Raw genomic sequence first — 13,370 nt, forward strand, 5'->3', positions numbered from 1 at the left:
GAAGCGATTAGGCGGACTTGGATGAGGGGTTGCGAGCGAAGCTCGCGCGATCCTGCGGATCGCATACCCCTCACCCAGCTATGACTAGGCGGCCGAGCCGCCAAGTCTCCGCAACCTTCTCCCGCAAGGGGAGAGGGAATTTCCGTCACCATTTTTCTCCCCATGGGCGAAGGTCGAGTTCGTGCGTCCACGCGCTCCGCGGTTGCTTGTGCAGTGCCACATATTGGGCGGCGATCGCGTCGGGACTCAGGATCAGGTCCCGCGCCCTGGCATTGTCGAAATCGGGGTGGCGGTCGCGGATGAATTCGGTGTCGATCGCGCCGTCGATCACGACATGCGCGACGTGAATGCCCTGCGGCCCCAGCTCGCGCGCCATCGACTGGGCGAGCATCCGCAGCGCCGCCTTCGCCCCCGAAAAGGCGGCGAAGCCCGACCCGCCGCGCAAGCTGGCGGTCGCGCCGGTGAATATTATGGTGCCGCGACGGCGCGGCGTCATGCGCTTCGCGGCCTCGCGCCCCATCAGGAACCCGGCCAGACACGCCATTTCCCAGACCTTGCTGTAGACGCGCACCGTCGTCTCGCCGATTGGGAAGTTCACATTGGCGCCGATGTTGAACACCGCGACCTCGACCGGCCCGACCTCTGCTTCCACCCGGTCGAACAGGCCGGTCATCGTCTCTTCGGACCGCGCATCGCCGGGAAAGGCGCGCGCGCCGTGCCCCCGGTCGCGGATGGACTGCGCGAGGGCCTCGAGCGCGTCGGCGTGGCGTTCGCGGCGGTTGACGCAGGCGATCAGCCCTTCGGCGGCAAAGGCGCGCGCAATGGCGCCGCCCGTCGCATCGCCGGCGCCGATGATGACGGCCGCGGGAGTGGATGCTGGATCGGTCACGGCGAATCTCCTCTTGCAGGCGATAGTAACTATGATAATCATAGTGACAAGAGGTTTCTGGCGATGGACCGGGTGTCGATGAAACAATTCCCCTCAGGGCGGCGGTAGGGAGGCGGGCTTGCCGAGGCGCACCGACCTGTCGAACACCTTGTGCCCGGTCGGCCGCTCGGCCGAGCTGCTCGGCGACCGGGCGGTGCTGCTGATCCTGCGCGAGCTGTTCTTCGGGCGGCGGCGGTTCGAGACGATCGTCGCGACCACCGGCCTCGGCCCGCAGCTCGTTTCGGCGCGGCTCAAGCGGCTGCTTTCGGAAGGGGTGATCGAGCGCCATGCCTATCGCGACCGGCCGCCGCGCCACGAATATCGGCTGACCGCCAAGGGCAGGGATCTGTTCGACGTGCTCTATGCCCTGCGCGGCTGGGCCGAGCGCTGGGCCTATACGCCCGGCGAGACGGGCGGCGGGCCGGCGATGCGCTATGTGCACCGCGCGTGCGGCGCCGATGTCGGGACGGCGACGATCTGTCCGGGGTGCGGCGAGCCGCTGCGCTATGGCGAGCTGAAAGGCGAGCCGTCGCCCGCGCTCCGGGCCGAACAGGCGGCGCGTTCGGGCGGTTGATTTCCCCTTCGGCTTGCCGCTAGTCGCAGTGGGGAGGGTAATGGCGCGCGCATTGCAGCCCACCCCGCTGCGAGTAGCGAGCAAGCTCGCAACTCTCGCTGCCCCTCCCGCATGCGGGAGGGGATGAACCGTTTACGCCTTCTCCAGCGTGCACTGCAGCGGGTGCTGGTTCTGCCGTGCCGCGTCCATCACCTGGTTGACCTTGGTCTCGGCGACCTCGTAGCTGAAGACGCCGCAGACGCCGACGCCCTGCTGGTGGACGTGCAGCATCACCTGCGTCGCGCGCTCGATGTCCATGTTGAAGAAGCGCTGGAGCACCATCACGACGAATTCCATCGGCGTGTAGTCGTCGTTGAGCAGCAGCACCTTGTACATCGACGGCTTCTTGGGCTTCGCGCGCGTGCGCGTCGCGATGCCGACGCCGGGCGTGCCGGGCGCGCCATCGTCCTTGTCCGCCATCGCGTGGACCAGATGCGGGATCGAAGCGGGAAGCATCATCGGGGGAATATCGCAAGCCCAGCCGGAATCGCAAGAGGGAGGGGTGGTTAATTCGCCGCGCCGCAAGGGCCGGCGAAAGCAAGAACCGCCCGCTTCCGAAAAGGAAGCGAGCGGTCTTGGGAGTGTCGGCGCGGGCGGGGAGAGGAGGGGGAGTGCCCGCACCAACCGGGAAGAAAAAGGCCCTTAGGCTGCCTTCATCTTCGAGCTGATGACCGAAACGCGGTTCGAGATCGGCGCGAAGCTGTCGTTCGCCAGCTTGACGACCAGTTCGCTGGTCTTCGAGGTCTGCGCGACGGCGGCGTCGAACGCCTTCTTGCTGTTCTCGGCATAGAGCTTCAGGAACTCGGCCGGCGACTTGACGGCGGTGTAGCCCTTCAGCGCGGCGGTGGTGTCCTCGAAGCTCTTGCGGGCGAAGGCAACGCCTTCCTGACCCAGCGTTTCGAAGCCCTTGGCCGCGATCTTGCCCGACTCGACGATCGCTTCGATGTTCGCCTTGTTGAACTCGGCGGCCTCTTCGGCGATCTTGCCCGACTTCGCCATCGCATCCTTGGCGCGCTGGTTGAAATCGGCGGTCAGGGTCTCGACGCGGGTCTTGGCTTCGTCGGCGAACTTCTTGACGGTGTCGTTCATGGTCTTGAATCCTTTGGTGGCGGCGGCGACCGGCTTCGGCGCGGCCTTGGGGGCGGTCTTCCTGGCAGCCGCCTTCTTGGGGGCGACCTTCTTGACGGCCGGCTTCGCGGCCTTCTTTTGGACCGGCTTGGCCTTCGCCTTCACGGTCGGGGTCTTAGGCGCTTCGGCCTTCGCGGGCGCCGGAGCGGCATCTGCGGTCACGGCCGGGGCAACCGGAGTCGCCGGCTTGGCGGCGGTTTCCAGCGTCGCGGCTTCGAAAGCCTTTTCAGCACTGTCCATCTTGGTAGCCATCGAAACAACTCCTTTATGTTGCAGTGCACAATATAGGAGGGAGTCGTCGATTTCAAGAGATTTTTTGTGCGCTGCACAAAAAATTCGTGGCGCCTGTCCGGGGGCCGCTATATTCGCGCGATATTACCGCTGCTTGACATAGCGGCCGGGGGCATCCTCGATCGCCTTTTTCTTGCCCTTGCCGGGGATGCGCGCGCCCTTGGCGGCCGTTTTCTTGCCGTCCTGTGCCGAGATCCAGCCGATCCAGTGCGGCCACCAGCTTCCCTTGGTCTCGGTCGCGCCTGCCTCGAACTCGGCGAGCGATTTGGCGTCGTTGTCGCCGGTCCAATATTGATATTTGTGCGCCGCGGGCGGGTTGACGACGCCCGCGATATGCCCCGATCCGGCGAGCACGAAGGTCCTGGGCCCCGACAGATGATCCATCAGCCGCCAGACGCTGGCGAGCGGTGCGATGTGATCCTCCCGCCCCGCCTGGATATAGGCGGGGGTCTCTATCTTCCGGAGGTCGACGGGCGTGCCGCACACCGAAAGGCTACCGGGAAGGACGAGGCGGTTGTCGCGATAGAGATCGACCAGATATTGCCGGTGCCACTTCGCGGGCAGGTTGGTCGTGTCGCCGTTCCAGTAGAGCAGGTCGAAAGGCGGATAGTCGTTGCCGAGCAGATAATTGTTGACGACATAGTTCCAGATCAGGTCGCGGCCGCGCAGGCTGTTGAAGGTCGCGGCCATGTAGCGCCCATCGAGGAAGCCCGGCGCCGACAACTGCTGGAGCAGCGCGAGATAGCTATCGTCGACGAACAGCTTGAGGTCGCCCGCGAGCTCGAAATCGACCTGCGCGGTGAAGAAGGTCACCGACCTGACCTTGTCCGCCTCGCCCCGCGCCGCGAGCATCGCCAGCGTCGCGGCGAGCGTCGTCCCGGCGACGCAATAGCCGATCGTATGGACGTGCGGCACGCCGAGCAGGTCGCGCACCGTGTCGATCGCATCGACCTGCGCCGCGACATAATCGTCCCACACCACGTCCTTCATCGAGGCGTCGGCCGATTTCCACGACACCATGAACACCGACAATCCCTGATCGACAGCCCAGCGCACGAAGCTTTTCTGCGGGTTGAGGTCGAGGATGTAGAAGCGGTTGATCCACGGCGGGAAGATGACGAGCGGGACGGTGAAGACCTCCGCGGTCGTCGGGGCATAATGGATGAGCTGGTAGAGTTCGGTTTCGTGGATGACCTTGCCGGGGGTCGTCGCGATATTGACCCCGACCTCGAACGCGTCGGTATCGACATGGCTCAATTGCCCGCGCGCGAGGTCCGCGAGCATGTGCTTCAGCCCCTTGAGCAGGCTTTCGCCGCGCGTCTCGACCGCGCGCTTGATGACTTCGGGATTGGTGATCGCAAGGTTGGTCGGCGACAGCGCCTCGGCCGTCGCCTTCGCCGCGAACTCCAGCTTCGCGCGCGCTTCGGGGTCGAGGCCCGAAAGCTGGCGGGTGGTGGCGAGCATTTGGTCGGAGAGCAGGCCGTAGGTCTGGCGAATCAGTGCGAACACCGGGTTCTGCGTCCAGTCGGGATCGGCAAAGCGCCGGTCCTTCGGTGCTTCGGCCGGTGCCGCGGGCGCAAAGGGCGGTTGCAGCGTCGCGAGCGACGACCAGAACTGCACCCCCTGTTCCCACATCCTGGCGCTCTGTTCGGCCCACATCTGCGCCGCGGGGTTTGCCAGCCAGGTGGCGGGGTCGAACGGCGACGCAGCACCCGCGCCTCCATCCTTGTCGGTCTGCCTGTCAGCCCCGGCCTGTCCCATCGCATGGTCGAGCATCATCTGCTGCGCGCGCGCCATCACGCTCGCCCAATGCTGCATGTCGTCGGGGGAGGGGATGAAGGGGTTCGGCGTCGTGCCGTTGTCGTCCCCGCCCGTATTGCCGCCCGCGTCGCTCATGCTCGTTCCTGCTGGTCAGTGCCGATATTATGCCTATAACAAGCCGCGATGCGGCTGGCGAGATTGCCGCTCGCGTCAAGGCCGAACTTAACGAAAAGGAGTTGTTCTAGTTCCCCATGTCCGAGGATGAATTCTATCGCATCAAGCGCTTGCCGCCCTATGTCATCGCCGAAGTCAACGCGATGCGAGCGGCAGCACGCGCGGCGGGCGAGGACATCATCGATCTGGGGATGGGCAACCCCGACCTGCCGCCGCCGCAGCACGTCATCGACAAGCTGTGCGAGGTCGCGCAGAAACCGGACGCTCACGGCTATTCGCAGTCGAAGGGGATTCCGGGGCTGCGCCGCGCGCAGGCCAATTATTATGCGCGCCGCTTCAACGTCGAACTCGACCCCGAAAGCGAGGTCGTGGTGACGATGGGGTCGAAGGAAGGGCTCGCGAGCCTCGCCACCGCGATCACCGGGCCCGGCGACGTCGTGCTCGCGCCGAACCCCAGCTATCCGATCCACACCTTCGGCTTCATCATCGCCGGGGCGACGATCCGCAGCGTGCCGACGACCCCCGACGAGAATTACTGGCGGGCGCTCGACCGCGCGATGGCCTTCACCGTGCCGCGCCCGTCGATCCTGGTCGTCAACTACCCGTCGAACCCGACGGCCGAAGCGGTCGACCTCGCCTTCTACGAACGGCTCGTCGCCTGGGCGAAGGAAAACAAGGTCTGGGTACTCAGCGACCTTGCCTATTCGGAGCTGTATTACGACGGCAACCCGACGCCCTCCATCCTTCAGGTGCCGGGGGCGAAGGATGTCGCGATCGAATTCACCTCGATGTCCAAGACCTACTCGATGGCGGGCTGGCGCATGGGGTTCGCGGTCGGCAACAAGCGGCTGATCGCGGCGATGACGCGCGTCAAATCCTATCTCGATTATGGCGCCTTCACGCCGATCCAGGCGGCCGCCTGCGCGGCGCTCAACGGCCCGCAGGACATCGTCGCCCGCAACCGCGACCTGTATCAGAAGCGCCGCGACGTGATGGTCGAAAGCTTCGGCCGCGCGGGTTGGGAGATTCCCAGTCCGCCGGCATCGATGTTCGCCTGGGCGCCGCTGCCCCCCGCGCTTCGGGACATGGGCAGCCTCGAATTCTCGAAACAGCTTCTGACTCATGCCAAGGTCGCGGTCGCACCGGGCGTCGGCTATGGCGAGGACGGCGAGGGCTTCGTCCGCATCGCGATGGTCGAGAATGAACAGCGCATCCGGCAGGCGGCGCGCAACATCCGCAAGTTCCTGCAGATGCACGGCGTCAATACGCCATCGGTCGCGGCGGGCGGCTGACCGGTGACCGGGCGGGCGGGTCGCGGCCCATGAACGGACGGGACTCCCGGTTCACGGCGGAGCGGCCGGCGTGACGATGGCGGCGGACGCGAGCGCGATCGCGCAGACGATCCAGTTGTCGGTCACCCCGGTGTTCCTGCTGGTGGCGACCGGCAGCCTGCTCAACGTGCTCGCCGGCCGGCTGTCGCGCGTCGTCGACCGTTCGCGGGTGCTGATGGCGCGCTGGCCGGAAACCGAGGGTGAAGAGCATGCGCGCGTCGTCGCCGAACTGCGCGCCGCCGACCGCCGGATGCGGGTTATCAACAATTCGATCCTCGCCGCCGTCGCCTGCGGCATCGTCGTCTGCCTGCTCGTCGCGCTGCTGTTCACCCAGGCGTTCACTGGCCTGAACCTGGGGGTCGCGGCGTCGTGGGCCTTTGCGCTGGCGATGCTGTTGCTGCTCGCGTCGCTGCTGCTGTTCCTCCTCGAGGTGCGCCTCGCCATTCGCGCCATTCAGGTGCCGATGGATCTGCTCGAGGGTGAGGAAGCCGGGTGGCTGCGCCGGTCGCGACGCTAGACCGCCGTGCCTTAAGTCCGAACCGTTTGCCCTGAGCCTGTCGAAGGGCCGCTCTTTCCTTTGGCGCCGCAAGAAGAAGCACGGTGCTTCGACAAGCTCAGCACAAACGGAAGAGCGGTTCGGATTTAGCACTCGCTGCTCCGGCGCATTCCAAGCCGGTTCGGGCGGTGCCCCGGGGTCAGCGGAATTTCGGTGCATCTCCCTCGATACATGGAGCGGTTCCGATTCCGGCGACAGGAGGTCATGCCTGATGGCACCACCTCGTCTGGACTCCGGCTTTGGCCGGGGAGCGGATATGGCGGATGGGGCATCCCCATTTTTTTGCGGCACGCGGGCCCGGCCGCCGTAACGGCAAGGCCGGCGCGGTCTTTCGCGCCGCTTTCAGCGCCATTGACACGCTCGTTCGGCCTCTGCACCCATGGCGGCGGAGAGACGAATGAACGATAAATCTGCCCTTGCACCGGGGCTCGGGTCGCCGCCCACGGACGGCATGGGCGCGGGGACGCGCGCGACGCTGTGGCTCCTGCTGATCGTCTATATCTTCAATTTCCTCGACCGGCAGATCGTCAACATCCTTGCCGAACCGATCAAGGGCGACCTCGGCCTGACCGACACCCAACTCGGGCTGCTCGCCGGTCCGGCCTTCGCGGTCTTCTATGCGCTGCTCGGCATCCCGATCGCGCGCCATGCCGACCGGGCCGGGACGAACCGCGTCCGGCTGATCGCGCTGGCGCTCGCCATCTGGTCGGTGATGACCGCGGTGTGCGGGCTCGCGCAGAATTTCGTGCAGCTTCTCCTCGCGCGGATCGGCGTCGGCGTCGGCGAGGCGGGCTGCACCCCGGCGGCGCATTCGCTGATCACCGACAGCGTACCGGCGGCGAAGCGTTCGTCGGCGATCGCCTTCTACGGCCTCGGCGTCCCGGTCGGCTCGCTGCTCGGTTTGATCCTCGGCGGCGTGGTCAACGACCTTTATGGCTGGCGCATCGCGCTGATGCTCGTCGGCCTGCCGGGGTTGATCCTCGCGCTCGTCGTGCTCTTCGTCATGCGCGAACCGCGCCATCACCGCGTCGCGGAGGCGACCGCCGCTTCCGCGACCGCGGCGCTTCCCGCAAGCGCGGCACTCAGGGAGGTTTTCGCCTCGCGCGCCTTCGTCTACATCCTGATCGCGGCGTCGGTGACGGCCTTCCTCGGCTATGGTAAGGCGTTGTGGACGATCAGCTTCTTCATCCGCAGCCACGGCCTGTCGACGACCGAAGCGGGGCTGTCGATGGCGGTGGTGCTGGGACTGGCGGCGGCGTTCGGCACCTGGCTGGGTGGCAAGGTGGCGGATGTCTTCGGCCGGCGCGACAAGCGGCATATCCTGACCTTTCCGGCCTATGGCATGGCGATCGTCGCGCCGCTGCTGTTCCTCGGCTATTATATGGAGGACTGGCGGGTCGCGATGGCGCTGCTGATCGTGCCCAGCATCGTCAATTCGGCCTATTATGGCCCCGCCTACGCCTGCGTGCAGGGACTGGTGCGGCCGCAGGCGCGCGCGGTCGCGGCGTCGATCATGCTGTTCGGGCAGAATCTGATCGGGCTCGGGTTCGGGCCCTTCCTGTTCGGCGTGTTGTCCGATGCATTGGTGCCGAGCGTCGGCGGGGAAAGCGTGCGCTATGTCCTGTACGGCGCCGCATGGCTGGGGTTGATCCCCGCCTTCTTCTTCTGGCGCGCCAGCCTGCGCCTGGCGGCGGAGCTCAAGACGGGTTAGAAGGGCGGACGCTCGGCGGCGCGCTGCGCTTTCGCCGCGTCGATCCACCAGCACAGATCGTCGGCGAAGCGCGGAAAGGCCTTGATCAGCCGGCCGCCGTCCTCGCCCGCGGGCAGGCCCGCCGTATCGAAGGCGCCGCCGATCCGCGCCAGGCTGAGCGGCGTCGAGGTGACGACCATGCCCATCGCGCCCAGCGTGGTGCGCCACGCAGTCGCGGCGCGGATGCCGGCGAAGGGACCCGCCGAATAGGATGCGACGGCGGCCGGCCGCCACGCGAACTGCGGCAGATAATGATCGACGAGATTCTTGAGCCCCGGCTGCAGGCCGCCGTTATATTCGCCCGCCACGAAGACGAAGCCGTCGGCGGCCGCGATCCGGTCCGCCAGCGCGGCCATCGCCGCGGGCGCTTCGCCCTCGCGATAGTCGCTGTGCCGCCGGTCGAGCATCGGCAGGTCGACGGCCTTCGCATCGACCAGTTCGGCGCGGTCGCCGCGCGCGGCGAGGGCTTCGACGATCCAGCGGGCGAGCTTGATGCCCTGCCGGTCCTGGCGATAGCTGCCATAGAAGACGAGGATGACGCGGCTCATGCGCCTCTCGTGCCACGTCCGCCGTCCGAACGGAAGCGGGTTGCGCCTGCCGGTCGCGTGTCTAAGCTGGATCGGGGAGAGGTGGGGGAGAAGGATATGCGCGTATACCGCACGCCGGACGATCGGTTCGCCGGGCTGCCGGACTGGCCCTTTGCGCCGCAATATGTCGAGATCGCGGACGGTCTGCGCGTCCATCATGTCGATGAAGGCGACGCCGCGGCGCGGCCGGTGCTGATGCTCCACGGCGAGCCGACCTGGGGGTATCTGTATCGCAAGATGATCGGTCCGGCGGTCGATGCCGGGTTTCGCGTCGTCGTGCCCGACCTGATCGGCTTTGGCCGGTCCGACAAGCCGCTCGAGGCATCGGCCTACAGCTATGCGCAGCAGGTCGCGTGGATGCGGCAGTGGATCGAGGCGCTGGACCTGAACGACATCATCCTCGCCTGTCAGGACTGGGGATCGTTGATCGGCCTGCGGCTGGTGGCGGAAATGCCCGAGCGGTTCGCCGGTGTGGCCCTGTCGAACGGCGGTCTGCCCGAAGGGCAGCCGGCGCCGCGCGCCTTTGCCATCTGGCGCGCCTTTTCGCGATACAGCCCGGTCTTTCCGATCGGGCGTATCGTCAATGCCGGGGCGAAGCGGTCGCTGACGCCAGAGGAAATCGCCGCTTATGACGCGCCCTTTCCGACGCGCGCGGCGAAGGTTGCGGCGCGTATCTTCCCGTCTTTCGTGCCGCTGGGCGACAATGTCGCGGTGCCCGATCAGAAACGGGCGTGGGCGGCGCTGGAGGCATTCGACAAGCCGTTCCTGTGCTGCTTTGCCGACGGCGATCCGATCACGCGCGGCGGCGATGCGCTGTTCGTCGAGCGCATCCCCGGCGCGCGCGGCATGGCGCACCGCACGCTGCACGGCGGGCATTTCATTCAGGAGAATGACCCGGCAGGCTTCGTTGCGGCGATCCGCGACGTGGCGGCGGCGCGCTAGACGTTCGCCCTTCTTCGCGCCGGAAGGAACCGGACCGCGGCGGCGGCGATCAGCAGCAGCGCCGGCGGGATATACAACGGGTCGATCGCCGCGCGGCCCCCATAGCTGACCATGAAGATCAGCCAGATGTACCAGACGCCGGCCTTGTGCAGCCGCTGCCAGTTCTTTGCGCCGAGCTTACGCACGGCGCCGTCGAACGAGGTCGCGGCGAGCAGGGCGATGAAGACATAGGCGATTCCCCCGCCGACGAGCGTCGGGATCGGGGGCGGAGGTGTCCGGTCGCCATAGGCGCCGAACAGCCACAGGATGGCGAGCAGGTGGATGAGGTGCGAGAAGGCGAAACCCAGCCCGAGCCAGCGTCGGTTGCGGATCGTCCAGCGTGTCGCGGACGTGGACCGCAGCCGGACGATCGCGCTGGCGGTGAAGGCGGCGACGAACAGGAGGAGCGAGGAGCGCGCGCTCGCGCGGATCAGCATGCGCGTGCCGTCGACTCCGCTGCCCGCGATGGCGAGGATGATGGCACTCATGACGAGCAGCATCGCCATCAGCAGGATCAGCAGCCGCCCGCCTTCGCTCCATCCATCGGTTCGCATCGCCACATAGGCCCCCTCCCGATCGAAGGGTTATAGCGCGTTCGCGCGTGCTTCCTAGTCGCTGAACGGATCGCGGATCAGGATGGTGTCCTCGCGTTCGGGACTGGTCGAGACGAGCGCGATCGGGGTTTCGATCAGTTCCTGCACGCGCTGGATATATTTGATCGCCTGCGCCGGCAGGTCGGCGTAGCTGCGCGCGCCCGCGGTCGACTCGGCCCAGCCCTCCATCTCCTCGTAGATCGGTTCCACCGCGGCCTGGTCGGCGGCGTGGCTCGGGAAATAGTCGAGGATCTTGCCGTGCAGACGGTATCCGGTGCAGATGCGCACCTTCTCGAACCCGTCGAGCACGTCGAGTTTGGTCAGCGCGATGCCGGTGACGCCCGATACCGCGCAGCTCTGCCGCACCAGCACCGCGTCGAACCAGCCGCAGCGGCGCTTGCGACCGGTGACGGTACCGAATTCATGCCCGCGCTCGCCGAGCTGCTGGCCGGTCTCGTCCTCCAGTTCGGTCGGAAAGGGGCCGCTGCCGACGCGCGTCGTATAGGCCTTGGCGATGCCGAGCACGAAGCCCACCGCCGAGGGGCCGAGGCCCGAGCCCGCCGCCGCGGTGCCGCTGACGGTGTTCGAGCTGGTGACGAAGGGGTAGGTGCCGTGGTCGATGTCGAGCAGCACGCCCTGCGCGCCCTCGAACAGGATGCGCGCGCCCGCCTTGCGCACCTTCTTCAGCCGCTTCCACACCGGCTGCGCATATTCGAGCACGAAGTCGGCGATCTCGGCGAGGTCGGCGAGCAGGCGCTCGCGGTCGATCGGCGGCTCGCCGAAGCCCGCGCGCAGCGCGTCGTGGTGCGCGGTCAGGCGGTCGATCTGCGGTTCGAGATGGTCGAGGTGCGCAAGGTCACAGACGCGGATCGCGCGGCGGCCGACCTTGTCTTCATAGGCGGGGCCGATGCCGCGCCCGGTGGTGCCGATCTTCCCCGCACCCGCGGCCGTCTCGCGCAGCGCGTCGAGGTCGCGGTGAAAGGGCAGGATCAGCGCGCAATTGTCCGCGATGGCGAAATTGTCGGGATTGATCTCGACCCCCTGGCCGCGCAGCTTGGCGATCTCGTCGCGCAGCGCCCAGGGATCGAGCACGACGCCGTTGCCGATGATCGACAGCGTGCCAGTGACGATGCCCGAGGGGAGCAGCGACAGCTTGTAGGTCTGGTTGCCGACGACGAGCGTATGGCCGGCGTTATGCCCGCCCTGAAAACGGACGACGGCGTCGGCCCGATTGGCGAGCCAGTCGACGATCTTGCCCTTGCCCTCGTCGCCCCATTGCGACCCGATGACGGTGACATTTGCCATGATGCTGTCCTGCTGAATGCGGCCCGGTCCGGCCCGGCGCGGGCTTAGCGGATTTGGCCGCAGAGGCAAGGGGCGGGGCGTGGAATATGCGGCGGGTCCGTGCCGGGTCCCGGTCGTGCAGGGGAACACCCAAGGTCGTTTGTGCTGAGCTTGTCGAAGCACCGTCCTTCTTCTGCGGCGCCTGATAGAAAGAACGGCCCTTCGACAAGCTCAGGGCAAACGGTGCATATTTAAGGCATGATGCTCTAAACCGCGACCGGCCCGTCGGGTCCCAGGCTCCATCCGCAGCCGAGTCGTCCGGCCTCGTCGGCTTCGGTGAGCGCGGCGATCGTTCGCCAGCCGTCGGCGCGCAGGCTGGCGGCGAGCGCCGCATCATGGCCCAGCGGCAGGAAGATGCGGCGCTCGGCCTCGTTCGCGGCGCCCAGGCCGTCGTCGATCAGCGGATCGGGATAGAGCGAAAAGCCGACCGCCGGCTCCTCCTGTTCCTCGCCGAGCGGGATCGCATAGCCGCCGCCGCGGCCGATCGCGTCGCCGTGGCCGGGAACGAAGATCTGGAAACCGAACCAGCTCTGATAGGCGAAGCCGTGGCGCTCGGTGGGGTCGAGGGTCAGCGCGGCGCGCTGGCGGATCGGCGCGGCGATCGCCTCGAGCGCGTCGAGACGGCTTGCCAGCGTGCCCTCGCGGTCGAAGGCGCGCAGGTCGGCGAGCGCGCGGTCGAACGGCCCGGTCGCGCGGAGCAGCGGCAGATAGGCCTGTGCGCCGAGACGGACGAGCGCGCCCGCATCCTTGGCGTCGAGCGCGTCGCGCAGGTTCTCGCGGTCGGCGGCGACGGGCAATGGGCCGCTGGCGAGCAGGTCGACGACGTCGGGGAGGGTGAAGTCGATCGTCGCCGATCCGATCCCCGCCGCGTCGAGCGCGTCGATCGCGACCGAGACGATCTCGCGCGCCGCCGCGACGCTGTCGCTGCCGATCAGTTCGGCGCCGACCTGCAGCATCTCGCGCGCCGGGCGAAGCTGGCTCGCGCGCAGCTTCACCACCTGCCCCGCGTAGCAGAGGCGCAGGGGGCGCGGCGCGGCGGCGAGCAGCGAGGTGGCGATGCGCCCGACCTGCCGCGTAATGTCGGGACGCAGCGCCAGCGTGCGCTGCGACACCGGGTCGGTGAAGCGCAGCAGGTCGCGCGCCGCGCGGGCGTCGTCGCCGCTCAGCGTCTCGCGGAACTCGGCGAGCGGCGGCGCGACGCGGCCGTAACCGTGCGCGCGCATCGCATCGACCAGCGCGCGCGTCACGCGCGACGCCGCCTCCGCCTGGCGCGGCAGGCGGTCGCGGAGGCCTTCGGGGAGCAGGGCGGGGGCCTTGGTCATGGGGCTGGCCT

General features: G+C 67.5%; 13 protein-coding genes. 5 read left to right on the top strand and 8 right to left on the bottom strand.

Features of this window, described 5'->3' with window-relative positions; all coding sequences use genetic code 11:
* Positions 1-145 precede the first annotated feature (145 nt).
* Positions 146-889: an SDR family oxidoreductase gene (locus tag SGRAN_RS06485; protein WP_067181772.1), complete on the bottom strand. Its 744-nt coding sequence runs from the start codon at positions 887-889 to the stop codon at positions 146-148.
* A 118-nt stretch (positions 890-1,007) separates the two neighbouring features.
* Between SGRAN_RS06485 and SGRAN_RS06490 the strand changes: the two genes are divergently transcribed.
* Positions 1,008-1,502 carry a winged helix-turn-helix transcriptional regulator gene (locus tag SGRAN_RS06490; RefSeq protein WP_067181776.1) on the top strand — a complete coding sequence of 165 codons (495 nt, stop codon included), beginning with the start codon at positions 1,008-1,010 and terminating at the stop codon, positions 1,500-1,502.
* 132 nt (positions 1,503-1,634) lie between these two features.
* Here SGRAN_RS06490 and clpS read toward each other — a convergent pair whose 3' ends face one another.
* From clpS to SGRAN_RS06505, 3 genes are all read right to left on the bottom strand, one after another.
* Positions 1,635-2,000 (bottom strand): ATP-dependent Clp protease adapter ClpS, encoded by a 366-nt coding sequence (clpS, locus tag SGRAN_RS06495; RefSeq protein WP_067113696.1) that lies wholly within the window; start codon positions 1,998-2,000, stop codon positions 1,635-1,637.
* 183 nt (positions 2,001-2,183) lie between these two features.
* The gene (locus tag SGRAN_RS06500) at positions 2,184-2,921 is read right to left on the bottom strand and encodes a phasin family protein (protein WP_067113698.1); all 738 of its coding nucleotides are present in this window, start codon (positions 2,919-2,921) and stop codon (positions 2,184-2,186) included.
* Positions 2,922-3,044: 123 nt separating this feature from the next.
* Complete coding sequence (locus SGRAN_RS06505; protein WP_067181779.1) at positions 3,045-4,856, bottom strand: PHA/PHB synthase family protein; 1,812 nt, start codon at positions 4,854-4,856, stop codon at positions 3,045-3,047.
* 116 nt (positions 4,857-4,972) lie between these two features.
* Here SGRAN_RS06505 and SGRAN_RS06510 point away from each other — a divergent pair, with 116 nt between their 5' ends.
* The 3 genes from SGRAN_RS06510 (at position 4,973) to SGRAN_RS06520 (ending at position 8,493) form a co-directional block, all read left to right on the top strand.
* A complete protein-coding gene (locus SGRAN_RS06510) occupies positions 4,973-6,187 on the top strand; it encodes an LL-diaminopimelate aminotransferase (RefSeq protein ID WP_067113702.1) in 1,215 nt (404 codons plus the stop codon).
* 76 nt (positions 6,188-6,263) lie between these two features.
* Positions 6,264-6,743 (top strand): DUF2721 domain-containing protein, encoded by a 480-nt coding sequence (locus SGRAN_RS06515; protein WP_067186948.1) that lies wholly within the window; start codon positions 6,264-6,266, stop codon positions 6,741-6,743.
* A gap of 436 nt (positions 6,744-7,179) precedes the next feature.
* A complete protein-coding gene (locus SGRAN_RS06520) occupies positions 7,180-8,493 on the top strand; it encodes a spinster family MFS transporter (protein WP_067181782.1) in 1,314 nt (437 codons plus the stop codon).
* Here SGRAN_RS06520 and SGRAN_RS06525 read toward each other — a convergent pair.
* The gene (locus tag SGRAN_RS06525; RefSeq protein WP_067113033.1) at positions 8,490-9,080 is read right to left on the bottom strand and encodes an NADPH-dependent FMN reductase; all 591 of its coding nucleotides are present in this window, start codon (positions 9,078-9,080) and stop codon (positions 8,490-8,492) included. The two genes, SGRAN_RS06520 and SGRAN_RS06525, sit on opposite strands and share 4 nt — an antisense overlap.
* Before the next feature lie 96 nt (positions 9,081-9,176).
* Between SGRAN_RS06525 and SGRAN_RS06530 the strand changes: the two genes are divergently transcribed.
* Complete coding sequence (locus SGRAN_RS06530; RefSeq protein ID WP_067181786.1) at positions 9,177-10,061, top strand: haloalkane dehalogenase; 885 nt, start codon at positions 9,177-9,179, stop codon at positions 10,059-10,061.
* Here SGRAN_RS06530 and SGRAN_RS06535 read toward each other — a convergent pair.
* The 3 genes from SGRAN_RS06535 to SGRAN_RS06545 all read right to left on the bottom strand — a co-directional run bounded on the left by SGRAN_RS06535 (position 10,058) and on the right by SGRAN_RS06545 (position 13,359).
* Positions 10,058-10,654, bottom strand: a complete 597-nt coding sequence (locus SGRAN_RS06535; RefSeq protein WP_237234050.1) for a ferric reductase-like transmembrane domain-containing protein — start codon at positions 10,652-10,654, stop codon at positions 10,058-10,060. The two genes, SGRAN_RS06530 and SGRAN_RS06535, sit on opposite strands and share 4 nt — an antisense overlap.
* Positions 10,655-10,708: 54 nt before the next feature.
* Positions 10,709-11,998 (bottom strand): adenylosuccinate synthase, encoded by a 1,290-nt coding sequence (locus SGRAN_RS06540; RefSeq protein WP_067113039.1) that lies wholly within the window; start codon positions 11,996-11,998, stop codon positions 10,709-10,711.
* 245 nt (positions 11,999-12,243) lie between these two features.
* Positions 12,244-13,359: an ATP phosphoribosyltransferase regulatory subunit gene (locus SGRAN_RS06545; protein ID WP_067181793.1), complete on the bottom strand. Its 1,116-nt coding sequence runs from the start codon at positions 13,357-13,359 to the stop codon at positions 12,244-12,246.
* Between the last annotated feature and the right edge of the window lie 11 nt (positions 13,360-13,370).

The sequence above is a fragment of the Sphingopyxis granuli genome (assembly GCF_001559015.1).
GTDB classification, from domain to species: Bacteria; Pseudomonadota; Alphaproteobacteria; order Sphingomonadales; family Sphingomonadaceae; genus Sphingopyxis; species Sphingopyxis granuli.